Origin of the sequence: Bifidobacterium indicum (assembly GCF_036987015.1) — a bacterium.
Taxonomy (GTDB): domain Bacteria; phylum Actinomycetota; class Actinomycetes; order Actinomycetales; family Bifidobacteriaceae; genus Bombiscardovia; species Bombiscardovia indica.
Genome location: NZ_BTXM01000001.1, coordinates 1 through 23,581, shown reverse-complemented (window position 1 = coordinate 23,581; position 23,581 = coordinate 1). Strand labels below are relative to the sequence as shown.

At 62.2% G+C, this 23,581-nt stretch carries 18 protein-coding genes and 1 tRNA gene; 8 read left to right on the top strand and 11 right to left on the bottom strand.

Annotation, left to right across the window (positions count from 1 at the left end):
• Nucleotides 1-34: 34 nt before the first annotated feature.
• The 4 genes from AACP59_RS00090 to AACP59_RS00075 all read right to left on the bottom strand — a co-directional run bounded on the left by AACP59_RS00090 (nt 35) and on the right by AACP59_RS00075 (nt 7,290).
• Nucleotides 35-2,335 (bottom strand): glycoside hydrolase family 3 N-terminal domain-containing protein, encoded by a 2,301-nt coding sequence (locus AACP59_RS00090; RefSeq protein ID WP_339349262.1) that lies wholly within the window; start codon nt 2,333-2,335, stop codon nt 35-37.
• Between the two features lie 24 nt (nt 2,336-2,359).
• Nucleotides 2,360-4,477, bottom strand: coding sequence for a beta-galactosidase (locus AACP59_RS00085; protein ID WP_339349261.1), 2,118 nt, complete (start codon nt 4,475-4,477; stop codon nt 2,360-2,362).
• 13 nt (nt 4,478-4,490) lie between these two features.
• Complete coding sequence (locus tag AACP59_RS00080; protein WP_297316868.1) at nt 4,491-5,858, bottom strand: glycoside hydrolase family 30 protein; 1,368 nt, start codon at nt 5,856-5,858, stop codon at nt 4,491-4,493.
• 97 nt (nt 5,859-5,955) lie between these two features.
• Nucleotides 5,956-7,290: an MFS transporter gene (locus AACP59_RS00075; protein ID WP_297316874.1), complete on the bottom strand. Its 1,335-nt coding sequence runs from the start codon at nt 7,288-7,290 to the stop codon at nt 5,956-5,958.
• Nucleotides 7,291-7,584: 294 nt separating this feature from the next.
• On the opposite strand from AACP59_RS00075, the gene AACP59_RS00070 reads away from it, so the two are divergent.
• A complete protein-coding gene (locus tag AACP59_RS00070; RefSeq protein ID WP_339349257.1) occupies nt 7,585-8,202 on the top strand; it encodes a TetR/AcrR family transcriptional regulator in 618 nt (205 codons plus the stop codon).
• An 81-nt stretch (nt 8,203-8,283) separates the two neighbouring features.
• Here AACP59_RS00070 and AACP59_RS00065 read toward each other — a convergent pair whose 3' ends face one another.
• Nucleotides 8,284-8,937, bottom strand: a complete 654-nt coding sequence (locus AACP59_RS00065) for a sugar O-acetyltransferase (RefSeq protein WP_339349255.1) — start codon at nt 8,935-8,937, stop codon at nt 8,284-8,286.
• A gap of 128 nt (nt 8,938-9,065) precedes the next feature.
• The gene (locus tag AACP59_RS00060) at nt 9,066-14,681 is read right to left on the bottom strand and encodes an acyl-CoA dehydratase activase-related protein (protein WP_370465919.1); all 5,616 of its coding nucleotides are present in this window, start codon (nt 14,679-14,681) and stop codon (nt 9,066-9,068) included.
• 431 nt (nt 14,682-15,112) lie between these two features.
• Here AACP59_RS00060 and xseA point away from each other — a divergent pair, with 431 nt between their 5' ends.
• Entirely contained in the window at nt 15,113-16,402 is a 1,290-nt protein-coding gene (gene xseA / locus AACP59_RS00055; protein ID WP_339349253.1) for an exodeoxyribonuclease VII large subunit, read from the top strand.
• A gap of 157 nt (nt 16,403-16,559) precedes the next feature.
• Nucleotides 16,560-16,880 carry an exodeoxyribonuclease VII small subunit gene (locus AACP59_RS00050; protein ID WP_297317438.1) on the top strand — a complete coding sequence of 107 codons (321 nt, stop codon included), beginning with the start codon at nt 16,560-16,562 and terminating at the stop codon, nt 16,878-16,880.
• Between the two features lie 24 nt (nt 16,881-16,904).
• Here the strand turns inward: AACP59_RS00050 and AACP59_RS00045 are convergent, their stop codons facing one another.
• Entirely contained in the window at nt 16,905-17,930 is a 1,026-nt protein-coding gene (locus AACP59_RS00045; RefSeq protein ID WP_339349251.1) for an endonuclease/exonuclease/phosphatase family protein, read from the bottom strand.
• A 148-nt stretch (nt 17,931-18,078) separates the two neighbouring features.
• Here AACP59_RS00045 and AACP59_RS00040 point away from each other — a divergent pair.
• A tRNA-Arg gene (locus AACP59_RS00040) sits at nt 18,079-18,151 on the top strand.
• 186 nt (nt 18,152-18,337) lie between these two features.
• Here AACP59_RS00040 and AACP59_RS00035 read toward each other — a convergent pair.
• The 4 genes from AACP59_RS00035 to mobC form a co-directional block, all read right to left on the bottom strand.
• The gene (locus AACP59_RS00035; RefSeq protein WP_339349249.1) at nt 18,338-18,526 is read right to left on the bottom strand and encodes a hypothetical protein; all 189 of its coding nucleotides are present in this window, start codon (nt 18,524-18,526) and stop codon (nt 18,338-18,340) included.
• A 504-nt stretch (nt 18,527-19,030) separates the two neighbouring features.
• Nucleotides 19,031-19,840: a relaxase/mobilization nuclease domain-containing protein gene (locus AACP59_RS00030; protein WP_339349248.1), complete on the bottom strand. Its 810-nt coding sequence runs from the start codon at nt 19,838-19,840 to the stop codon at nt 19,031-19,033.
• Between the two features lie 40 nt (nt 19,841-19,880).
• Complete coding sequence (locus AACP59_RS00025) at nt 19,881-20,621, bottom strand: Fic family protein (protein ID WP_339349247.1); 741 nt, start codon at nt 20,619-20,621, stop codon at nt 19,881-19,883.
• Nucleotides 20,618-21,112: a plasmid mobilization relaxosome protein MobC gene (gene mobC, locus AACP59_RS00020; RefSeq protein WP_339349246.1), complete on the bottom strand. Its 495-nt coding sequence runs from the start codon at nt 21,110-21,112 to the stop codon at nt 20,618-20,620. The genes AACP59_RS00025 and mobC overlap by 4 nt, the downstream gene beginning before the upstream one ends.
• Before the next feature lie 386 nt (nt 21,113-21,498).
• On the opposite strand from mobC, the gene AACP59_RS00015 reads away from it, so the two are divergent.
• From AACP59_RS00015 to AACP59_RS09425, 4 genes are read left to right on the top strand one after another with little or no spacing between them, the layout of a single operon-like run.
• Entirely contained in the window at nt 21,499-21,708 is a 210-nt protein-coding gene (locus tag AACP59_RS00015; RefSeq protein ID WP_339349244.1) for a hypothetical protein, read from the top strand.
• 4 nt (nt 21,709-21,712) lie between these two features.
• Nucleotides 21,713-22,069, top strand: a complete 357-nt coding sequence (locus AACP59_RS00010; protein WP_339349242.1) for a hypothetical protein — start codon at nt 21,713-21,715, stop codon at nt 22,067-22,069.
• Nucleotides 22,066-22,668 carry a peptidoglycan amidohydrolase family protein gene (locus tag AACP59_RS09430; RefSeq protein ID WP_370465918.1) on the top strand — a complete coding sequence of 201 codons (603 nt, stop codon included), beginning with the start codon at nt 22,066-22,068 and terminating at the stop codon, nt 22,666-22,668. Before AACP59_RS00010 ends, AACP59_RS09430 begins: the two co-directional genes overlap by 4 nt.
• Nucleotides 22,560-23,120 (top strand): aggregation-promoting factor C-terminal-like domain-containing protein, encoded by a 561-nt coding sequence (locus AACP59_RS09425; protein ID WP_370465990.1) that lies wholly within the window; start codon nt 22,560-22,562, stop codon nt 23,118-23,120. Before AACP59_RS09430 ends, AACP59_RS09425 begins: the two co-directional genes overlap by 109 nt.
• Nucleotides 23,121-23,581: the final 461 nt, after the last annotated feature.

Genomic DNA, 23,581 nt, shown 5'->3' with positions numbered 1-23,581 from the left:
GCCGAGTCATCCGAGGACGTCCGGCGCCCCTTCCTTACCGAACGGTGAAGGCCACCTTCTGCAGGTCGTTTCTGCGTGAGGAGTGACCGATCAGCACCTCGAATTCTCCCGGCTCAACCTTCCGGTCGCCCTGGGCGTCAACCAGGGTGCAGTCCGACACGGGAATCCCGAAGTGGACCCGGGTGGTTTCACCCGCCTCCAGGCGGACCCTCCGGAAGGCCTTGAGTTCCCGGTCCGCCCAACTGACCGAGGTGACCAGGTCGCTGATGTAGACCTGGACGATTTCCGTTCCGGCCCGCCGACCGGTATTGGTCAGGTCGACCTCCACCTCGACCGTGTCCTCCGGACCCACCTCGGCCGGACCCGTGAGCCTGGGCTGCCCGTATGCAAAGGTGGTGTAGCCCTGACCCTCGCCGAAGGCGAAGGCCGGGTCCTGGGTCAGGTCGGCATACCGGTTGCCGTGCTGGCCCCGAATCTGGTTGTAGTAGACAGGCAACTGGCCGGCATGGCGGGGGAAAGTGATGGGCAGACGACCGGTGGGTTCGACCTGCCCGGTGAGGATCCGGGCCAGGGCACGCCCGCCCTGCATACCGGGGCTGGGAACCCAGATCAGGGCCTTGGCCGCCTCGGCGGAGGGTGGCAGGATCAGGGGCTTGGACGACATGAGGACGATGACCATGGGCTTGCCGGTCTCGGCCAGGGCATCCAGGAACCGGGCCTGGGGGCCATACAGGTTTAGGGTGGCGGTCGAGCGCCCCTCGCCCACCAGTTGGACCACATCACCGACCACGGCCACGATCAGGTCGCTGGCCTTGGCCGCCTCGATGGCCTGGTTGAACCGGGCCTGGTCGACAAGGGCCGGGGCCGCCACCTTGGGCCGGGGCTGCCCATCCGGGTAGAGAGCCCCGTCGGGGTCATCCACCAGGCGGGCGATGTCGATGCCGGAAGTGCAGGTCAGGGTCCAATCGTCGGGCAGTTCCTGGCGGAGGCCGTCGGCCACGGTGGAGATCATCTCCCTGGGCTGGTCCTGAATCCAGTCACACTGACCGGACCCGCCGGCCCAATCCCCCAACTGGTTCTGGGCATCGTCGATCAGGGGACCGACCAGGGCGATGGAGTGCGACTTTCCGTCCGCGCAATGGCCCTGGTCATCCAGGCCGCCGAAGAGCGGCAGGGCACCCTTGTTTCGCAGAAGGACCATGGATTCCTCGGCCACATCCAGGTTGAGCTGCTGGTGCCCGGGGGAATTGATGACCACCTTCTGGGCCTGGGGATCAGGCAGGCGCGGGTCCTCGAAGAGTCCCAGACGGAACTTCAGGGCCAGGATATGACGAACGGCCCGGTCCAGGTCCTTCTCGCGGAGCATCCCCTGGTCCAGGGCGTCCAGGGCCCCCTGGTAGAAGCCGGGGGTGGTCATGACCAGGTCGTTGCCGGCCCTGACGGCGGCTGCGGCGGCGTGGGTGTAGTCGGGCTGGACCTTCTGCTCCCAGACCATGCGCCCCACGTTGTCCCAGTCGGTGATCAGGGTGCCCTGGTAGCCCCAGCTCCCCCGCAGAACATCGTTGAGAAGCCAGTCGTTGATGGTCACTGGTGTGCCGTCAATGGACTGGTAACCCAGCATGAAGGTGGCCACCCCCTCCTTGGCCAGGCGCTCGAAGGGCGGCAGGAACCATGAAAGGAGCTTGCGGTGGGAGAGGTCGGCCTCGGAGGCATCACGCCCTCCCTGGGTCTCCGAGTACCCGGCGAAGTGCTTGGCCGTGGCCAGGACCGAGTCCTTGGCCAGAGAGCCGGACAGGGCCGAGCCGCCCTGATACCCCCGGACCAGGGCCGAAGCCATCTCGCCGATCAGGTAGGGGTCCTCGCCGAAGGTCTCGTCGACCCGACCCCACCTGGTGTCACGGGCGATGCAAAGAACCGGCGAGAAGGTCCAGTGGACACCGGTCGTGGCCACCTCCCGTGCCGTGGCCCGTCCCATCCTCTCTACTAGGTCGGGATCGAAGGAGGCAGCCATGCCGAGTTGTTCGGGGAAGATCGTGGCACCGCGGAAGAAGGAGTGCCCATGGATGCAGTCGTCACCGATCAGGAGGGGGATGCCCAGCCTGGTACGACCGGTGGCCCGGTTGGCCCTGATCATGTTCTCCGGAGAGACATGCAGGAGGGAACCGGCGTGCTGGTCGATCACTTCCTGATCCACATCCAGACGAGCATCCAGCTGCATCATCTGGCCGACCTTCTCCTCACGGGTCATGCGGCCCAAAAGGTCGTTCACCCGTTCATCCACCCCCAGCGCGGCATTCCTGTAAGGCATATCCTGCCTGTTCGCTTCCTGCACCATATGGGCACCTTCCTTATGAGATGACTACTTGATGATGATCGCCAGATCCCAAGGACCGATGTTCAGGGTCTGCCCGGCTGAAATGCTGCGTTCCGGTTCCGACTCCCCATCGGCCACCAGGAGGCGGCCTTCGAAGGGTGATTCGATTCGAACAGGTTCGGTACTGTAGTTGAGCAGATAGGTAACCTGTTCCCCCAGCGCGTTGATACCTTCCCGCACACTGACCTTACCAACCAGGTCCCTGGCCGGACCGGTGACACCTGCGGCATCAGCCGCCTCAGCGAGAAGACCCCGCATCCCCTCCGCCGAAGGAAGGGTGCCGATCCATTCGGCGCTGCCCCGACCGTAACCGTGACGGGTCACGGCCGCATACCGCCCCCAGACCGGATGGTCGTAATGCGCCAGGACCCGAGTACCGGGGTGTGCCTTCAAGAGCTCTATGAGTCCCTGGCTGACGGGACGATCGCCATCCGCCATGGTCAGGTCCAGATTCAGATCCTTGCCCGGACGGGTGAATTGGTTGTAGTCTATGCCGAATACCTCCGTCAGGAGGTGCGGAGCCTTGTCGTGCCAAACCTTCAGATTCTCATCGGTGACGAAGGACCTGAGTGTTGCCACCAGATGACCGCCCCGCTCGACGTAACACGCAAGCGACTTCAGAGTTTCCTCATCCGTGCTGTACAGGGCAGGGACGATAAGCATGCCATAGCGTCCCAGAAGGTCGGCATCAGCCCGGTCATTGACGAAATCGCACTCGATGTTGAGCTCGAAGAGGGCGTCATAGACCCTCCTGACCACGTCGTTGTAGGAAATCTCCCCATCCCGACGGGGGAAACCCGTTTCCAGGGAGAACCAATTCAGAGCAGTCAGGGAATCGTTGCCCACCATGATGGCGACCTTGTTCCGCTTGTGGAGGTGCACCAGATGCTCCCCCACCTCCTTCTGCCCTATCTGCCTGCCGAACCGACCGGCCTCCTCATAGGTCGGATTGGGCTCCATATCATGAGAGAGCAGACCCTTCCAGTAGGTCTCGAATGAGTTGTGGATGGAATGCCAATGCCAGTACATGACACCATCCGCCCCGGAGGCCAGGTGGCTATAGGCCTGAAGACGCAACTGCCCGGGATAGGGCAACCAACCGTGCTGCCCCTGGGCTTCGGTCTCCAGCACAAGATAATTGGCCCCGCCCTTGATGCTTCGGGCCATGTCCCCACCGAAGGCGATTTCCTTTCCGGTCAGGTCATCCTCAGTGGGGTGATAGATGTCCACTCCGGCGATATCCAGGCAGGGGGCCGCCTCGAAGTGATCGACTGCAGGCTGGACCCCATAGGACCAGCCCGGACTCCAATCAAAATCGAAATTATGGGTAACGAACTGGTCGTCGCGAGCGTATTCACGCACGATGCCGGCCTGCCAGGCCAGGTACCGACTGACCTGCGTCCGGCGGAAGTGGTCAAAGGCAGCCCCCAGGGACCCGTTGATGGTCCCGGTGACATCGGGGAAGTCCTCCCAGGAATCAATCCTGTTGGACCAGTAATCCAAGCCGTAGGCGGCATTGAGGCGATCGAGATCGTCATCGAACCGCTGCCGCAGATCCTTGACGAAGAGCCGCTGCATGTCGGGCGAAACCGAGTCGTAGTACTTGGTTTCGTTATCGACCTGGTATCCAATCACCTCTTTTCTCTGGGCGACATGGCTGATGAGCTTGCGGATGACCCGCTCGCCGTAGTAGCGGTAAGAGGGGTTGACGATGTCCATGATCTGTCGGGCCCCGTACCGGGTGGGCCCCTGGGGGGTGACCGCCAACACATCGGGATGCATGGCAGCCAACCAGGCCGGAACCGCATACGTGGGCGTACCGACGATGACATCGATACCCGCCCTGCCTGCAGCATCCAGGGCGCGGTCCACATGGGTGAAGTCGAAGAACCCGGGCTGGGGTTCCAAGGTGCTCCAGGTGGATTCGGCTATGCGGATGGTATTGATTCCAGCGGCCTTCATCATGGCCATGTCCTGGTCCGTCCGCTGCTCCGGCATGTACTCGTCGTAGTAGGCGCACCCGAAGATCGTCCTGTCCGGAACACGGCCTTGAGGCCCATGTGGATCCGACGAATCCCGGGATCGTGTGGTCTTATCAGACATTGGAATCTCCGATCTACAGGAGGAAGGTGTTGAAGGAGCGCGGTTCCAGCGTCACCCGGAACCCCTGCGCGGAGCTTGCACCACGCTCTCCTGATGAGAAGGAGAAGGGCATGGGGCGATCCAGGGCGTTCTGAGCGACTACCACAATCGTACCGTCAGGGTTCCTGAAGGCCAGTGACATGGAGCTGAAGTGCCCCCGGGTTTCAAGGAGTCGGGCGCCCGGACGCACGTAGTGGGAAAAGTGCCTCATCACGTAGTATTCAGGGTTACGCCGGACCACGCCGGTTGCCGTATCAATCGAGAAAAGGGAGTTCTGCCTCCACCCCCAGGTCGATATGCCCTCGCCCAGGATCATGTTCCAATAGGTGTAACAGGTGGCTCCGGCACGGAAGTAACGGTTGATCAGGGAGAAGACGTACTCTGCGTACTCCCAGGTGTTGTTGCCCATGCCGCATTCGGATTCCGTCTGCTCCAGCTCGATCTCGGGCCAGGACTGATGGGTGCGCTCGATGTCGTGCTGGCCTGCCCACTGGTACCCGATTCCGGAGATGTACCGACGGCACTCGTCATCGAACAGGATGTTGTCAACATACCTGTTGTAGTTCTCCAGGGTGATGCCCTCGGGACCGAACTTCATGTCCTCGGGACCGTTGAGGGTACCCAGGAAGATGGAGGTCTCGGGAGCCTCCTTGGCGAAGAGCGGTCCCAGATAGTCACGGATGAAGATGCGCATGTCCTCACTTGACCAGAGGCAGGATGGAAACTTCTGATCGGCGAAGACCTCATTCTGGACATGGAGCTGATCGATGTGGATGCCCCGTCTGTCATATTCCTGCACGTACCTGAGAAGGTAACGGGCATAGGCTTTGAGGTTCTCGGGGGTCATGACGATACGGCCGTAGTTGTAGGCCTTTGGATTCTTCATCCAGGTGGGAGGGCTCCAGGGGCTGGCGAAGAGCCCCATGCCCGGTTGGAGCTCCTGGGCACGACGGATATAGGGAATCAGCGTCTGTTCATCGTGCTCGACACTGAAATCTTCCAGACCGTAGTCGCCATCGGTCTCGTCGTAGCTGTACCAGCCTGCAGCGAAGTCATTGGCCGCGACCGGGGTCCGGTTGAAGGCCAGATTCAGTTCATCGGGGCTGAAGAGATCCCGGATGATCCGGTCCTGGTCCTCCCTCCCCAGCTTCTGCAGGGGCAACCAGCCGAGCTCATTGAAGCATCCTCCGAACCCTCTCAGGGTCTGAAGTTCCTTGCCGGTTGACACCAGGTCCTGAGAAGCTGCCGCCACCCCGACATCAAGGTGTCGGGTCTGCAGTGTCTGATCCCGCGTGGTCTCGATCCATACCGGTTCTGCATCGGAAGAGGTATTCATGGTCATGGTTTCCGCTCCTTTTGTGGATTGCTTGTCTGTACCAACCCCGCTCGCACACCAAAACGTTGTGATCGTAAGCGGGGTCAAGCATTTGATTCTTTATTTATTTGACGCCCTTGATCGTCATGATGAAGACGCAGCCGATCAGAGCAGCGGCGATGGCTGTGGGGAAGGCAGCGGCATAACCCCAGGTCAGGGTGATGAAGGACATGACCAGAGGACCCGTCATCTGGCCAAGTGTGGTGGCCAGGTTGAGGATACCGAGGTCCTTGCCCGCCTCATCCTTGCTGGGCAGAACATCGACGTTCAGAGCTTGATCGACCGAGGAATAGACACCATATCCGAAGCCGGCGATGCCTGCATAGAGGTACATGCCCATGACCGTCGGGCTGACCCACGGCATGGCGATGCCGATGGCAAAGAGTACCGAGGCGATGATCACAGGCACCTTGCGGCGGCCGATGATGTCCGATATGGGCCCTGAGACCAGGGAACCCAGGAGGGATACGACCATCGTGATGATGGACATGACGGAGATGGTGGCGGCGGCCTGGGTCACCGACTGCCCCACGTACTTCTCGACGATGTACATCTGGTAGGCGGAGATCATCTGGTAGCTCAACAGCATGCAGAGCCTGCCGGCAAAGGCCTTGTAGAAGTCGTGAGCTCCATGGAAGCGTGGCGGCTGGAAGGACCTGAGAACGTCCTTGAAGGTGCCCTCGTCCTTGGGCAGGTAGGCGGCGGAACTTTCCCTGGGCATGATCAGTATGGCCACGATGCCACCGAGGAACATGAGCACGCCGGCGAGGATGAAGCCTGGGAGCATATGGGTCACCATGGATGCACCGATCAGGGAACCGATGGGCGAGCCGATGGTGGAACCTGCACCGTAGAAGGCGGACAGGGTTCCACGCACGCCCGAGGGCACACGGTCAGACAGGATGGCCACCATGGGGGCGATCATGCAGTTCAGACCGAACATGCAGAGACAGTACACGATGGTCAACAGGATCGGGTTTGTGGTCATACCCGTCAAGAAGAGGGTCACACCGCCCAGGAGAGCGCCTCCGATGATCCAGGGGGTCCTGCGACCGTACCGGGAACGGCTGCGATCCGAGAAATTACCGAAAAGCAGGTTGGAAACCAGCGAGGCCACGGCGGTACAGGCATTGACGATGCCCATCAATGCCTCTGGAGCCACACCCGGTACCTGCTTCAGATGCTCTGGCAGGAGCACGATGCTGACGATTCCCAACCCCGACATCCACAGAACACCGAACAACAGGAAGCTCGCGCCAAACCTGAGCAGGGTCTTCCTGGGTACCGGCTTACCTGTTTCGGGCGATAGCAGCGGATCTTTTTCGGCTGCGGCCAGGGCTGCCTTGTGCGCCTGCAGACGCTCTGAATTCCCCAACTCCGGGGTTACCGAGTCGCTCATCGTGTCGACCTCTTTCACACTAGTCTTCTCTGACATATCCAATGCATGGTAGGCAACATATCTAATATGCATTAGATATTTATATCTAACGACCACTCGATAAGTTTGTCAAGTCGCTGATCTAATTACCGTCGAGAAGCTCGCCCTTTCTGCTCCAGAGGAAATCCGGAGGGCGGAATCGTCCCCAAGCCATGCTGCCGAGGCTCTGTACGCCCGTCCCCATGTAGGATGAATAGCATCGAACCGGAAATGACCGAGCACATAAGGAAGAAAAGGAGCTGCGGGACCACAGACATGGCGAGCCGAACCAGAAAAACCCCGGAAACCAGACGAGCGGAAATTACCCGGGCCGCAGCTCACCTCATTAGCCGGCATGGCTATAACGGCATCTCGCTCAAGGATGTAGCCGACCTGGTGGGGATGTCACAGCCCGGCATTCTCCATTATGTAGGCAGCAAGGAAGGCCTGCTCTCCCTCCTCGTCACCGATATCTATGATGTCAACGGCACACCCGAGGAATTCGTCCAGACGGGACTACCCGGATCAGATCCAACCCACCCCCGTCTTCCGGCCTATTTCGATTACCTGGTTGAGCATAATGCCGGACGGCCCGAACTCACCCGGCTCTATACGGTCCTGCAAACAGAGGCCATTGCACCCAACCACCCCCTGCATGACTATTTCATCCGCAGACCAGACAGCGTATGGGAACATTATTCCGCCTTTCCTTGGAAACTCCCCGACGGCCTGGAGTGGGAAAGGGACATGCGGGACTACGTTAGGATGAGCCTGGAAGTCATGGACGGCATTCAGATACGTCTGCTGCGCAAGCCGGAGATCGACTATGTCCAGGAGTGGAAACGGTTCAGGAACCTGCTCTTCCCCTCCCCGACCTGGGATGACTGCCGCTGACCGAAATCACCGTGACCGGACGGATGCAAGACGGGGATGTCCGGCCAAACCGATCACACCAGTCCGATGCAATGCATGGAATCAGCCTTCCTGGCCCATTCTGAAGGGACGGACGTCATAGGGGGCCTGGTACCTGCGGTCCTTCCAGAAGTACTTATAGTCGTGGTCGTCAATGGGTCGAACGACCGTGCAGGGGTGACCGTAGGCAACCACGTCGGAGGGAATGTCCTTGCTGACCAGGGATCCGGCCCCGATGACCGTATTGTCTCCGATGGTAACGCCCGGCATGATGATGGCCCCGGCCCCGATCCACACGTTTCTGCCGATGGTGACCGGAACCGTGAACTGGGGAGTACCGCACTCGCGCACATCGGGGCGGATGGCGTGGCCTGTGGTGACGATGGTGACGTTGGGTCCGAACATGGTGTGGTCGCCGATATCGATACGCCCGTCATCCACCAAAACCAGGTTGAAGTTGGCGTAGCACCTGCTCCCCCAGTAGGTGTTGCAGGCCCAATTGGCCCGGACCGGCCCCTCCACCCAGCTTCCCTCGCCGAAGGAACCGAACATCTTCCTGCAGAGGGCCTGCTTCTCCTCCACCTGGGAAGGACGGCAGGCATTGAAGTCAAAGACCATATCCTGTTGGGCGTCCTGGATCTCCTTCATCTCAGGCGTATCGGCAATATAGATCTGGTCGGTGTCCAGTAGTGCCATGATCTCCTCGCGGCTGGTCATGGATACCCCTCTCTCCTTGGTTCTGACGGACCTCCCCACGGTGGGGCGGGCCGTATTCACCCCTCCGGATGGAAGGTGAACGGTTCCGGGCCGGCGGGTACCATTTACATTCGCCAGCCCCGGCTTGGCTACAGGCTCTCCAGGACCTTCTTCCGGTCATCGTCCAGCACGAGGCCGGAATCATCGGACTCCAGGCCTTCCTGCTGCATACCCCGACCGGTCGATTCCGATGCCCCGACCGCTGCGGCATCCCCCTGGTCCGGGTTCAGGTCTTCCCGGTCGCCGTGCTTTTTCGCAGCGGCGATCATCAGCTTGATCCTGTTGAGCTGGTTGGCCTCCGAGGCACCCGGATCGTAGTCGATGGAGACGATGTTGGCCTCGGGATAGGTCCTGCGGATCTTGCCGAACATGCCGCGCCCCGTCACATGGTTGGGCAGGCAGGCGAAAGGCTGGGCACAGACGATGTTGGGGGCGCCGGACTGGATCAGCTCGATGATCTCGCCGGTCAGGAGCCAGCCCTCGCCGGCCTGGACCCCAAGGGAGGTGACCGTAGCCGCCTTCTGCCTCAGCTTGCTGATGTGGGCCGGAATGTCGAACTTCCCCTTGGAGGCCTTGAAACCGGCGATCATCGGTGCACGGTAGACGTCCGCCGCCCTGAGGACGATCTTCTTGACACCCACCTGGCCGCCGGTGCCCAGCATCTCCTCGTTCCACTCGGCATTGGAGATTCCATTGACCATGAAGTCGCAGACCCCCGGCAGGACCGCCTCGCACCCCTGGCTCTCAATCAGGTCGACCACATGGTTGTTGGCGTCAGGATGATACTTGACCAGGATTTCTCCGACCACGCCCACCCTGGGTTTGCGGGGTATGTCACGCAGGGGCAGGTCATCGAAGGCCCGGATCATCCGCTTCATCAGGGTGTTGTAGGGCAGGTAGCCGCGGCCGTAAACCCTCCTGGCGGTCTTGGAGTATCCGTGGTGCTCGATGGTCTCCTTGCAGATCGTGTCCCAGAGCTTGTAGAGCCTGTTGGCCGAGCCGGGCTCCTGCTCATAGGGTCGGATCCTGAGCAGGCACTCGATCATGGCGTCACCCAGGTAGAAGGCCTTGACGGCACGGTGCAGGAGGGCCGGGGTGACCCGAAGGCCAGGATTGGCCCTGAACCCCTGAACGCTCAGCGTGATGATGGGCACATAGCCGTATCCGGCATCGGCCAGGGCCTTGCGCAGGAGGCCGTAGTAGTTGGTGGCCCTGCACATGCCGCCGGTCTGGGTGACGATGACCGCACACCTATGGGGGTCGAACTTCCCCGAGATGAAGGCGTTGACCAGCTGGCCCACCACGATGATGGCCGGGAAGCAGGCGTCGTTGTTGACATACTTGACCCCGGTGTTGATGTCTTCGGCCGTGGCGTGCTTCAGCAGCTCGAAGTGGTAGTCGGCACTGGAGAAGACCGCCTCCAGGAGGGAGAAGTGCACGGGCGACATCTGTGGTGCCACTACGGTGTACTTGTGCCCCATGGCCTTGGTGAAGCGATGCTCCTTGGCATACTTGGACATGGTCGGCTTGGCAGCAGCCTCACCGGTCTTGGCATCCATGTCACCCTTGGGTCCGGTACCTGCCTGCTTCTCCGCATCCTGCCCCTGGGAGGTTCCGGTCTTTACCGACCCCTGGTCCGCCTCCTTCTGCCGCGAGGCCATGGCCTCCCGCATGGGCCTGATGCCCATGGGGTGGAGGCTCACCAGACCCTGGTCGCTCTTATCGTGCAGGGCGACGAACCGGGCCAGGGCCACGATATCGGCCTTGTTTCCGGACAGGCTGATCCTCTGGGCGTTCGTGGACCGGAACCCGTCGGATTGTGCCTTGACGGGCACAGCGGCCCCTTCGGTCCCTTCCACCTCTATAGTGCTTTCGGCAGCATCTTCATTGACGGAATCCAAGGAAATACCGGTATCCTCCTCCTGGACCCCACCAAGGGAGAGGTCGGCATTCTCAGCTTGGGCAGCCGCCGGGACCTCGCCTGCCGCGTTCATGTCCAGATCACGCTGGTGGCGTTCATCCATGGCGGCCTTCAGCGAGCGCAGACGAATCTTGGCGGCCCCCAGGTTGGAGACCTCGTCGATCTTCAGCTGGGTATAGACATCGCCCTTGTCGGCCAGGATCTCCTGGACCTGATCGGTGGTGATGGCATCCACACCGCACCCGAAGCTGACCAGCTGGACCAGCTGCAGGTCGGGGTACTCGGAGACGAACCGCGCCGCGGAATACAGCCTGGAGTGGTAGGCCCACTGGTCGGTCACCCTCAGGGGCATCTTTTGCCGGCCGTCGCCGAAGTTCGGAACCGTCTTGCGGAACTCGCCGGCATTGGGGTTGTTGGAGGCCAGGGCACGTTCCCCCGCGGCAGGGATGATGTAATCGCTCAGCTTGGGCATATCGTGCACGTCCAGCTCACAGATGGAGTCCTCGGAGAGCACGGCCATGCCCAGGGAACAGATGGTCTCGGGGATGCCGTGGTTGACCTCGGGATCCACATGGTAGGGCCTGCCGGACAGGACCACACCCTTGACCCCGTACTCCTGCATGTAGGCCAGGGCCCGCAACCCCTCCTGCCGGACATCCTCCTTGAAACGGGCATCCTCGCGGTAGGCCTCCTGGACGGCGCCCCGGGCCTCCTCCTCGCCAACGCCGGCCCAGTCGAAGACCTTGACGACCCGCTCGACCATCTTCTCCCTGTTGGACAGGTTGAAGTAGGGCCTCATGAACCGGACCCCATCCTCCTTGAGTTCGGCCATGTTGGCCTCGATCACCACCGGATAGTTGGCCACGATGGGGCAGTTGTAGTGGTTGTCCGTGTCGGGCACCAGCTCCTGCTCATAGGTGACACAGGGGTAGAAAATGGTCTTGATCCCCTTGTCCAGGAGCGAGTGGATGTGCCCATGGACAAGCTTGGCCGGGTAACAGATGTTCTCGGAGGCGATGGATTCCATCCCGCTCTCGAAGAGCTCGTGGTTGGACCTTCCCGAAATCATGACCCGGAATCCCAGGCTGGTCAGGAGGGTGAACCAGAACGGGTAGTCCTCGTACATGTTGAGCACCCGGGGGATGCCGATATCGCCCCTGGTGGCCTTGTCCGGGGTCAGGCGGCGGTAGGCGAAGGCCCTCTTGTACTTGAAGTCGTAGAGATTGGGCCTGTCGGAGCGCCTCCGGTTCTTATCCCCGCCACGTTCGCAGCGGTTCCCCGTCACGTAGCGGCCGCCGTCCTCGAATTCGGTGATGGTCAGCTTGCAGTGGTTCTGGCAGAGCTTGCATACATCGTGGGTGGTGGTCATGGACAGGTTGTCCAGCTGTTCCCCGGCCAGGATGGAGCTGACCACATGGTCCTCCTCGACCTGGATGTCCGGCATGGTGGATCTGAACCCCTGCTCGTTCTTGGCGCCGGCCACAGTCGATTCCCGGGGGCGGCCCTTGATGGCACCACGTGGTTCGGCCTTCATGGCCGTCGCCCCGGAAACCCCGGCCCCACCTGGGATTGGTACCTTGTTGGGGGTCGTGGGGGTGGCCCCCATCGACTTCCCCCCGTCGCGCATGGTTATGGAGGGATGCCCAAGGCGTGGGTTGCCCGCCACGGCCACCTCGACCTCCTCATTCTGGGGGCAGTGCATGCGGGCCGTCAGTGCGGCGCCATAGGCCCCCATCAGCCCGGCGATGTTGGGCCTGGTCACCTGGCGACCGGTCAGAAGCTCAAAGGCCCGCAGTACCGCGTCGTTGAGGAAGGTCCCTCCCTGGACCACGACGACCGGCCCCAGGGCGTTGGCGTCGCGCAACTTGATGACCTTGTAGAGGGCATTCCTGACCACGGAATAGCAGAGGCCGGCGGCGATGTCCTCCGGGGAGGCACCCTCCTTCTGGGCCTGCTTGACCGAGGAATTCATGAAGACGGTGCACCGGGACCCCAGGTCGGTTGGGGCCCCGGAGGCCAGGGCCTGCTGGGTGAATTCCTGGATGCTGATCCCCATGGACCGGGCGAAGGTCTGCAGGAAGGACCCGCAACCCGCCGAGCAGGCCTCGTTGACGCAGATCGAATCGATGACACCGTCATTGACGGCGATGTACTTCATGTCCTGGCCGCCGATGTCGATGACGGACGTGACCCCGGGGCTGATCTCCTCGGCTGCCCTGTAATGGGCCATGGTCTCGACCACGCCCTCGTCCACATGCAGACCGGCCGTTATGAGCCCCTCGCCATAACCGGTGGCGCAGGCCCTGGCTATGTAGGCACCCTCGGGCAGGGCCCTCCTGACCTCCTTGACGATATCGGCGGCGGCGATCAGAGGGCTGTCCTTGTGAACCCCATAGGTGGACCAGACTATGGTCTTGTCGTCATCGACCAGAACGGCCTTGATGGTGGTACTGCCCGCATCAATGCCCAGGAAGTGGGGTCCCTTGGCCCCGCTCAGATCACCGGTGGGGATGACCTGCGAACCGTGCCGGTCATCGAACTCCTTGCGCTCCTGCTCATCCATGAAGAGGGGCCGGATGGTCCTGGCCGTCGACGGCATGTTCTCCAGACCCTCCAGGGCCGACAGGACCCCGTCCAGTGAGGTCAGGTCGAAATTCATTCCATGACGGGCACCCTGACCGGCCCCGACCGCCCGGGAGTCGGTTTCCACATCCGGACGACCGCCCTCACCGTCACCGACCAGGGTGGTGACGGTCCGGCCGTCCTGCATGGCATCCTGCAGGGCCAGCTTGTCCAGATCGGTGGCCCTGGCGGATCCGGCCCTGTCCACCTCGTCCTGATCCAGGCCCCAAGCGGGCCCGAAGGGATCGTTCACGTCGGTCTCGGGGGAATAGTCGGTCTCCACCCGTGCCGAGTCATCCTGACCGTCCTGATCGTGACGGCCCGCCATGATGGCGGCACCATAGGCCACATACAGGTGGGCGTTCTCCGGGATGATGTACCGGCTGACCCTGTCCTGGAGGATTCGCTTGAAGGACTCCCTGAGCTCGCTCATGAAGAAGAGCGGACCACCCAGGAAGATCACGTTGCCACGGATGGGGCGGCCGCATGCCAGGCCGGATATGGTCTGGGTGGCGACGGCGTTGAAAATCGATGCGGCCAAATCCTCCTTGGCGGCCCCGTCGTTGATCAGGGGTTGGAGGTCCGACTTGGCGAAGACGCCACACCGGGAGGCGATTGGGTAGATGGTCTTGTACCTGGACGCCATGTCGTTGAGACCGGCGGCATCCGTGTTGAGCAGTGTGGCCATCTGATCGATGAAGGCACCGGTGCCACCCGCGCAGGACCCGTTCATCCGCTGCTCGGGAGTCGGCTTCAGGTAGGTGATCTTGGCATCCTCGCCCCCCAGTTCGATGATCACATCGCCTTCGGGATGGGTGGCGTTGATGGCCTCGGTCTCGGCGATGACCTCCTGGGCGAACTCCGCGTGGAGCTGACCGGCCAGTTCCAGTCCGCCGGACCCGGTGATGACCAGGCTGATGGGGTTCTCCGCCAGCCCCGCACGCGACAGGGAGAGCCTGATGTCGGTGACCAACTCCGCCACGCACTGCCGCACGTTGGCATGGTGACGACGATAGTCGCTGAAGAGTGCCTGGTCGAGACCATCATCGACCCCCAGGACCACGGCCTTGACGGTGGTGGAACCGATGTCCAGACCCACCCGCAGGGAATCCCCCGGCTCCGTCCCCCTATATCGACTGGCAGCGTCGACGCCTTCAGACATGAAACAACCTCAATCCGTGAGACCGCCGCATGATGATGGTCGAAAACAGAACCCACACCATGCCTGGCTTACCGTTCCAATGCTACCGCCCGGGTGCGAGCCGCCTTGTTACCGAGGGTGTTTTCGTCCTCGTCATTCGATGCCCGACCAGGAACGAATAAGCCGGGCCCGCGCAATAGTTGGGATTCGCACCAATGAACCAATTCCGACCTTTGCAATCCTTAGGGAAATCAAGGACTTTGCCCTTGGCGAAATCAACTGGTTGCAGGCCCGAGGACGGGACAGGCCTACCGGGATTGTCCCCGTATTGAGGGAACCTGAACGGATATGCAGGCCTGACCAGGCCGAAGAGGGCGACGGCCCGTCGGATGGTCCGGCCGAAGTGAACCAAGGGTCAGGAGGCTCGGGTGCGAACAGACATGGGTTCGAACATGGGCAGGTCGATGGGTGCACCCTACGACATCGGATCGTCGTGCGGCCTGGCCCCCAAACCTCTGGACCAACTGCCCAGGCTGGCCCGCGACACCACCGAAGAGGACCCCTGGCCGGTCAGCGTGCTCAGCCAGAAGTACCACGATGCGGTGGCCCGCTGGCCCGGGGCCTGGATCGAGGGGCAAATCGTTGAAATCAACACCAGGCGCACCGGTTCCGCATATCTGACCCTGCGCGACGACTTTGAAGACATATCAATCAATGTCATGGGCTTCCGGGCCTTCGCCACCCAGGCCAGGGACTTCCGCCAGGGCGACCGGGTGGTGGTGCATGGCCGGCCGGACCTCTGGGTCAAGCAGACCAGGCTGAGCTTCATGGCCGACCGGATCAAGCGGGTCGGCACCGGCGACCTGAAGGAACAGATCGAGGAACTGAGACGCAAACTCAAGGGGGAGGGCCTCTTCGACGCGGAGAACAAGGTCCCCCTGCCCGAGTTCCCGAATCGGATCGGCCTGGTCTGCGCCCCCAAGGCCAGGGCCGAGGGTGATGTCATCACCAATGCCCGGCTGCGCTGGCCCACAATCGAGTTCACCGTGGTCCATGCCCATGTACAGGGTCCCCAGTGCCCGTCCGAGGTGGTCCAGGCCATCCGGAAACTCGACCAGGACCCCAGCGTCGATGTCATCATCGTGGCCAGGGGCGGCGGCAGCTTCGAGGACCTGCTCGGTTTCTCCGACGAGGCCGTGGTCCGGGCGACCGCGGCCTGCCAAACCCCCATCGTTTCAGCCATCGGGCATGAGGACGACTGGACCCTGATTGACCTGGCGGCCGACCTGCGCGCCTCCACCCCCACCGATGCGGCCAAGCGGGTGGCCCCCGACCTGGTCGAACAGGAATCGATCATCATGGAGGCACGGACCCGAATCGAGTCCCGGATCCGGAATCTGGTCGAGGGCGAGACCCGGCTGATCGACGGATATGCCAACCGTCCCAGCCTGACCCGGCCGCAGACCATGCTGGACAAGCCTCAGCGTCTGGTCGACGAGTCCCGGGTCCGTCTGGACATCGCCCTGCGACGGATTGTGGACGATGCCTCACTGACGGTCGAGAAACTCCAGTCCTCCCTGACCGCCCTCTCCCCCCAGTCAACCCTGGACAGGGGATATGCGGTGGTACAGACCGTTGAGGGCGGGGTGGTCAGCAGCCCGGACCAGGTGGCCCAGGATCAGGATCTGACACTCACCGTCAAGGAGGGCAAGATCGAAACCAGGGTGGTGGCAGTCGGCTAGAGCCGACAGGGACCACCCGGCACACTCGGCCGTTGCTGCCGGCTACGATCAGCGGTGGTCGCCGGTAAAGCCGATGCGGACCGCTGAATCTCAGCGAATCAGATAGGGTATGAAAACTTCAGACAAGACCGACAAACACAATCGACAAGGAGCGTCCATGAGCGAATCAACCGCTAAACAGGCGAAGGACAAGCAGGAAGAACCCCTACTGGCCTCGTCCCTGACCGACAAGGAGCGCGAGACCATCACCAAGCTCCCTTACGAGCAGGCTCGCGACCAGCTCATCCAGGCAGTCCAGGCCCTGGAGGCCGGCGGTCTGGACCTGGATGCCTCCATGCGCCAGTGGGAGATTGGCGAGGCCCTGGCCAAGCGGGCCCAGGAACTCCTGGGGCAGGTCAGGGCCAAGCTGGATGCCGCCCAGGAGGAGCAGGCCAGTGCAGGCGCCCAGGCCGGCACACAGTCCAACCTGGATTCCTGAGAAGTCAGATCAGGCCATCCAGACTCAGTCGACCTCCAGGGTGGACAGCAGGGCGGCATGGTCCGATCCGGGAATGACCATGGTCTGCAGCTGACCGGCCCTGATGCCCTGATCCACCACCACATGGTCGATCGCGACCCCCCTGGGGACCCAAGCCCGGTCGGTCGGCCAGGTCATGGTCATGCCATGGCCGGCCAGGCGTGCGGCGTCCTGGAACCTGTCGCCCAGGAAATCGCGGAATACGGCATGGTCGTAGGTGGAGTTGAAGTCCCCCATCAACACATACCTGGTATGGGTATGCCGCTTCAGGCTGTTCATGTCGTCAATGCTGTCGCGCCAGGATGACCAGGTTCCGGGTGTGGGCGAGGTCGTATGGACCGAAATGAAGCGGATACTGGTGGAACCATGCTTGAAGCCCACGCTCCCCGCAGGCATCATCGAAGCCCGGGAGTTCACATCATCACGAGCCGGTGACCCCATGGGTGTGGCTGTCCATATGCCGTTGCCGTACTTCCCATCCGCTGAGGACACCTTCTTATAGGGCAGGTATTCATCAATGCCGGCATCCTCAAGGCGCTGGACGAAGTCATCCGTTACCTCCTGAAGCGCCAGAACCTCCACCCGGTTCTCCTTGACCGTCTGGACGATCGTCCGCACATCAGCCTGTCCCTTGTACACATTCAAGGTCATGACCCGGGCCGACCCATCGGTCCTGTCCGGGTGCCCCAGGGACATGTTCGTCAGGGTCTTGTCCGACAGGCCCTGACCCCCGCCGTAAAAAGGGTACTGCCAGGAGACGTTCAAGGCCAAGGCCCCGATCAGGATCAGGGCGGTCATCCACTTGGACGCGGTCAGTGCCAGGACCAGGGCAAGCAAGTCGACCAGGATGAACCAGGGCGTGATCGCCACCAGATCGGGAAGGTAGGGCAGCACCGGGAACCAGGCAGGAAGCATCCGCGCCCCCAGAACCAGCAGGGAAGCAATAGCCAGAATCCGGGCCCACCACCCGAACACGAGCCGCACCAGAAAAGACTGCCGGAATTTCGACATAGGCACCTTCCGAATACGATTTGGGGCAGGCAACATTCTAACCAGACCACAGGCCCACCCCTCCCCTTTCAGCCCGTGGAACCAGTCGGCACCCCTGCAACACCACCCGCCCGACCTGGCCGCCATGCGTGGTACAGTAGTACGCGTTGCCCCGGTAGCTCAGGGGATAGAGCACTTCTCTCCTAAAGAAGGTGTCGTGCGTTCGAATCGCATCCGGGGCACTCTGACGACTCAGGCGTAAGGAAATAGCGGGCTCTGCCATCCACCATCCTGTCATCGTCACCCAACTCTGCACCTTTCCGGTTCTTCAAGGTCCAGTCATTCATACGCCGGTAAACCGAATCATCCATCAGCGCCTGCATCGAGGTTCCCAACTCATCGGCGATGAGGATCACGTCTCTGAAAGATCAACGGCCTGGCCTGTTGAGCTTATAGGACATTCCGGCGGTCGTGATGTTAAAGATCCGGGCCAGGGTCGTTTGGTTGACCCCCGGAGTGGCCGCAAGCAGCATCCTGATGTTGTATCGAAGTACCTCATCCTCATAAGTTGCATGATCCTCGGAGGTTGCCTCTACAACAGTACTTGCAGAACTCATTGTGGCTCCTTCTTCCGAGCACAGCTCATTTTTTTTCACTGACTGTTTTAGTTGATCGCCAAGTTTGCACAAAGTCAAAATGTACTCTGTTCCTTGACTGTCAGTTAGCTATGTAATGAGGATTTACGTCAAACATGTACTGGTGGTTAAAGAGTCAGGGGCTCTCCTCTTCAGCCCTTGCCGGGCTCCTGGGCCAAACCTCCGTGAACATAAGCAACAAGGTTCGGGGTAAGACCACGTGGCAGCAAAAGGACCTGATTGCTCTTCACCAACTTTTCGGACTGTCCTCCGACTTCGTCTTAGGCATCAGTGACATCCCTTTATCCAAATCACCACAGCCCGTATAAAAGGGAAGGTCTCCTGATTTCAATGACCAGGAGAACTCCCGTGAAATGACCACCGGTGCATCCGACCAACCGCCAAGATCTCCGGATGCACCCTGACATTAGGAGCATTCCACATGCCCGATGCTGGCAATACCGTGCTTTTCTCCGCGCGTGATATTCATGGTACACACCTTTCGGATACAGGTGAGGGCGGGGTTCTGGCGCATGCCTCGACGAGACTGGGCGGGGAGAGCCTGGACATGGTGTCGGCGGCCACCTGGTTGATGAGGGCGGCCCTGGTCCTGCCGTCGAGCGAGTCGAACGGTTCGGCGCCGGTCCAGTCGTGTTCTGCTTTCCATGTGGCCCAGCGTCTCCATTGGCGGTACTCCCAGGTGGTCATGGATCGCGTGGGGTCGTCCAGGAGCGTGGTGAGTTCGGGACGGTCGCGTTCCATGGCCCTGCAGGAGTCCTGGGCGAGGATCCGGTCGTGAAAGGGGTTGATCCAACCCGAGGATGTGGCCAGGTCGACGACGATGTGGACGTGGTCGTTGCCGTTCTTGCTCAGCCCGTGTCTGACGGCCACCCATCTGACATCGCTTCCGCTGTCGTCGAGTATGCCCATCCTGGTCAGGTAGTCTTCGACGAGCTGGCGCCACTGCTGATCGTCCATGATCCCCTGGCCGGCCTTGATGGCCAGAGAACAGTGCCAGATCCGGTCCTTGCCGGCTTCTTGGTCCGGGTTCCTCCTGCCCCGCATGTCCGGGGGCATGGGCTGCCCGTCCTGCGCCAGACGCCGGTACCACCTGTCGAGCTCGTACGCGATCCGGCTGAAGGAGGTCGTCGGCCGGCCGTCCAGGTCGAAGCAGTCGGTGATGGCGGGGCTGGCGCACACCATGTGCTGGTCGCTGTGTTCGTTCGAGCGTCCCCGGCCGAAGAGGTATCTGAGCAGGCCGGCCGGGTCGGAGCCCCTGGTGATGTTCGGAATCATCCCACCATTCTCGGCTCGGTCCGGCCGAAGATGGGGGGACTCACAGGGTGGGGCCGCCCTGGTGGTTCCCGAGCGTCTGGTCGGGGATCCGGAACAGGGTGTCGGCGCCATCCTCCTCTCGGCCGGCCTGCTGTTTGTTCCATGCGGCCAGGTGGCCGATGATGGTCCGGTCGTCGTTGAGGTAGTAGTCGGCCAGCTCCTGGTTGAACCAGGTGCGGTCCTTGTCGCTGGTGGGCACGGTGAGCGGGTTCCTGTTCCCGTCGGCGATCAGCAGGCCGTTGGCGGCGAGGAGCGCCATCCTCTTGTTGCCGTCGCCGAACGGCTGCATCCTGGCCAGGCCGGCGAACAGGCGGACGGCCCTTTCAAGGTCGTCACCCTCCTCTTTCCTGGTGGTGTCGCCCAGCAGCGCGGCGATGGCTTCGGGGTCGGGCGTGGGGGGCTCGTACCTGCCCAGGAGGGTGTTGACCATGACGGGGGTGTGCTCGTCGCGCAGCTTGCCGGGTTCCATGGATGCGGTCCTGGTCAGTTCAGCGTTGATACTCTTCACGTATTCCAGGTCGATCGGGTGGTGTGCGTAGTCGTAATGGAGGGTGTGCTCCGCGGCCTGCCGGAGATCGAGCAGGAGGTTGTAGTCGGCTTTCGAGTTGACGACCTTGGGGTTGCCCGTGCGCAGGAACTCCTCGGTGGCCATGAAGGTCGACCGGAGCCCGTCGAACGTGCGCCCCATCGAATACAGCAGCCCTGCGAGTTGTCTGGTGCCCAGCACCTCTTGACCGCTCATGCGTGTGCTTCCTTCCGTTCCTGTCCTGGTTCGATTCTCTCATGCCGGCCGTGTTTCGCATCGGCTGTTCTCAGCCGGCTTGCGTTTGATCGCGCGACCAGGGCGTCGACCTCGGTGAGCAGTTCCTCGATGCGCCTGGTGGCGCCCACCATGTCGGCGACCTGGTTCGGGTCGGCTTCGAGCCGGGCGTTGACGAGGTGGGCCACCTGATTGACGTTGACGCCGATGCGGTGGATCTCCATGCGGATGCGTGCGAGCTCCAACGCCTCGGCCCCGCTCCCCTCCTCCCGGCGCCGGCCCGGCTCCGGGTCACGCCGGCCGCCCATGAGGATGCTGGCTATGCTGCGCCCGCTGGTCCTCGACTGCTGGTGGAGTTCGTCGAGCTCGTCCTGATTGACCCGGATCGTCACGAGCCTGGTCCTGGGGGTGGCCGCCTTGGCTCGTGTCCTGACGGCGCCGCTCCGGGTCAGGCCGTGCCTGACCCGGCTCATCGTCGGCCCTTACCGGTTGTTGGTTCATGGTCGGCCGGCGCATGCCGGCTTGTTCGGCCTTCGGCCCTCGGGTAGACGGTCACACCCTCCGCAGGAGGGCGGGACGTGGGGTCAAGCTTGAATCGTATATACGATTCATCTAGCTTGCTCCGCTCTTGTTTTTGTACTCTCTGTACCCTATGTACTCTTTGTACTCTTTGTACTCTTTGTACTCTTTGTACTCTTTGTACTCTCATGGTTCTGGTCGGACCTCCGCGAGTGACCGGACGAGGGCGCTGCGGGACAGGCCGAAGCGTTCGCACAGCAGGTCGACCGGCCCGCCCCTGGTCGGGGGTGAGCCTGATCGTCATGGCCGCTTTTTCCTGCCCCCTCCAGTCGATGGTCTGATGCGGCATGGTGCCGGGGTCGATGGGGTGGCCGTCGTCGGCGAGGCGGCCGTCCTGGTCCTTGATGCGTTCGATGCCGAGCTGTGCGTCGACCAGGCCGAGGACCCATGCGGTCATGGTCGTGCCGTTCGCGGCGGCGCTTCTCCTTCCCGGTTCGGCGACGGCCGCCCCATCCTGCCAGGGGGACACCTGGGACCGGCCTGCAGGTGATGCGATGGTGTTGTCGAACGGGTACCTGGGCGAGACGGCTTTCCCGGTGCCGGAGGGCCTGCAGGTCGACTCCCGGACGGATCCGCAGTCGATCGTCCGTGTGGGGTACGACACCCTGTATGTGCCGATGGATGATGGCGTCTGGGCGGTGACGTCGTTCTGCCCGGCCAGCACACGGAGTGTGCATCTGGACCGTGAGGGCAACGAGGGTCCCGATGACGCGCGTCACCCGTACACGCCTATGGGTTCGGGGATGCTGCCCTACGGGACGAGGCAGACGCCTTGCTATGTCGTCGATGTCGCCGTGTCCGGACAGAACCCGTATTGGCTGGTTTCCGGCGGCTCCGGGACAGCGCAATGAACCGAAGGTGGCGGACGGCCCGGAGGCCGGTGGCGTTGCTGGTCTGTGTCCTGACCATGCTGGTCCTGTCGGCGTGCTCTCCTTTGGATGTGTTGGACTTCCTTGCGGGGTGCAGGAAATCCGGAGGCGCTTCCGTGGTCGCGGCCGGGGATGTGGGGCGTTCACCCAATCCGACGATCGAGGCGTATGTCTCATGGGCGGAGGGTATTGCGGCCGATCAGTCCCACGGGTACAGCCAGGCCCGTCGCAACTCGCAACATGATTACGACTGTTCGAGCCTGGATTGGTTTGCGATCAAGCATGCAGGGTTCCCGGTCGGTGATGGTTGGCCGTTCACGACGTTCACCATGGGGCCGATATTGCAGAGCATGGGGTTCACTCATTTCTCCTGGAGCGGTAACATGGCCGACGCGGCCAAGTCGCTGCAGCGGGGTGACATCGTCGTGAACCCTGCGGCCCATACTGAGATGTATCGTGCGGTGGCGGTTTCGTGGGTGCCAGGCATGCGTTCCCGAGCGGCATCGAGGATGGCCGGCCGGGCGACCAGGGGTCCGGGGCCGACGAGGAGATTGGTGTGGGTCCCGCCTCCCCAGGTATGACGGAGGCCTACCGGTACACGGGGTCGATGCATACCACGGTGCCGGCCGGGTCGACTGGTCAGGGCAAGGGCGGCAGGATGATGTGGCAGTGTGCGTCCTCATCGACGACTCCGGCGACTGCGGTGTCGACCGATGGCACGCATGCGAGCCCCGGGCAGGCGAAGCAGATCGCCAGGTCGATGCTTCCGGCCAAGGGTTGGGGTGATGACCAGTATGAGTGCCTGGTGTGGGTGTGGAACCATGAGTCGGGTTGGCGGTGGAATGCGGAGAACCCTTCGTCCGGTGCTTATGGGATACCGCAGGCGCTGCCGGCGAACAAGCTGGCGTCGGCTGGTGCGGACTGGCATGAGAACGCGACCACTCAGATTACCTGGGGGCTGGGTTACATCCAGGGCCGGTATAACAATCCTTGTGGCGCCCAGAGCTTCTGGCTTCCCCACAACTGGTACTGAGGTTACAAATAAAATATGAGGAGGGCTATGCCCCCGCCGTTCCCTCAGCCTATGTACGCGAGGTACAGGATGGTGATGTACATGACCGCAACGGCGATGGTGCGACGCAGTCGGTCAGGAGTCTGCCGACGAGGGTGATGATGTGGGCAGGGATCGTGTCGGGGCCGGATGCCTTGGGATGCGTGGCTGTCGTGTGCGGTGGTGTCGTTGGGTGTGGTATGGTGCTGGTTGTGGGGTCCGTATCGTATGCGTCCGGCCCGTGGTCGGGTGGCGCATGCGGGGGGTGCGGGTCCCGGAGGGCCGGACCGTCCTTGTCGACGTCCGTCCCGCATCCGTATGGAAGGGGAACAACGGTATGCTTCGTTTCACGGCTATGGGCCGCACCTGTCTGGGGGCCGTGCTCCTGTTCGCCCTGGCCCTGCCCACGGCGGCCACGGCGGCACCCGTCCGGAACCCCGGCC

Excerpts from the sequence above, each read along its gene's own strand:
- AACP59_RS00090 (WP_339349262.1), bottom strand. The coding sequence starts at position 2,335 with ATGGTGCAGGAAGCGAACAGGCAGGATATGCCTTACAGGAATGCCGCG.
- AACP59_RS00085 (WP_339349261.1), bottom strand. The coding sequence starts at position 4,477 with ATGTCTGATAAGACCACACGATCCCGGGATTCGTCGGATCCACATGGG.
- AACP59_RS00080 (WP_297316868.1), bottom strand. The coding sequence starts at position 5,858 with ATGACCATGAATACCTCTTCCGATGCAGAACCGGTATGGATCGAGACC.
- AACP59_RS00075 (WP_297316874.1), bottom strand. The coding sequence starts at position 7,290 with ATGAGCGACTCGGTAACCCCGGAGTTGGGGAATTCAGAGCGTCTGCAG.
- AACP59_RS00070 (WP_339349257.1), top strand. The coding sequence starts at position 7,585 with ATGGCGAGCCGAACCAGAAAAACCCCGGAAACCAGACGAGCGGAAATT.
- AACP59_RS00065 (WP_339349255.1), bottom strand. The coding sequence starts at position 8,937 with ATGACCAGCCGCGAGGAGATCATGGCACTACTGGACACCGACCAGATC.
- AACP59_RS00060 (WP_370465919.1), bottom strand. The coding sequence starts at position 14,681 with ATGTCTGAAGGCGTCGACGCTGCCAGTCGATATAGGGGGACGGAGCCG.
- xseA (WP_339349253.1), top strand. The coding sequence starts at position 15,113 with ATGGGCAGGTCGATGGGTGCACCCTACGACATCGGATCGTCGTGCGGC.
- AACP59_RS00050 (WP_297317438.1), top strand. The coding sequence starts at position 16,560 with ATGAGCGAATCAACCGCTAAACAGGCGAAGGACAAGCAGGAAGAACCC.
- AACP59_RS00045 (WP_339349251.1), bottom strand. The coding sequence starts at position 17,930 with ATGTCGAAATTCCGGCAGTCTTTTCTGGTGCGGCTCGTGTTCGGGTGG.
- AACP59_RS00035 (WP_339349249.1), bottom strand. The coding sequence starts at position 18,526 with ATGAGTTCTGCAAGTACTGTTGTAGAGGCAACCTCCGAGGATCATGCA.
- AACP59_RS00030 (WP_339349248.1), bottom strand. The coding sequence starts at position 19,840 with ATGATTCCGAACATCACCAGGGGCTCCGACCCGGCCGGCCTGCTCAGA.
- AACP59_RS00025 (WP_339349247.1), bottom strand. The coding sequence starts at position 20,621 with ATGAGCGGTCAAGAGGTGCTGGGCACCAGACAACTCGCAGGGCTGCTG.
- mobC (WP_339349246.1), bottom strand. The coding sequence starts at position 21,112 with ATGAGCCGGGTCAGGCACGGCCTGACCCGGAGCGGCGCCGTCAGGACA.
- AACP59_RS00015 (WP_339349244.1), top strand. The coding sequence starts at position 21,499 with ATGCGGCATGGTGCCGGGGTCGATGGGGTGGCCGTCGTCGGCGAGGCG.
- AACP59_RS00010 (WP_339349242.1), top strand. The coding sequence starts at position 21,713 with ATGGTGTTGTCGAACGGGTACCTGGGCGAGACGGCTTTCCCGGTGCCG.
- AACP59_RS09430 (WP_370465918.1), top strand. The coding sequence starts at position 22,066 with ATGAACCGAAGGTGGCGGACGGCCCGGAGGCCGGTGGCGTTGCTGGTC.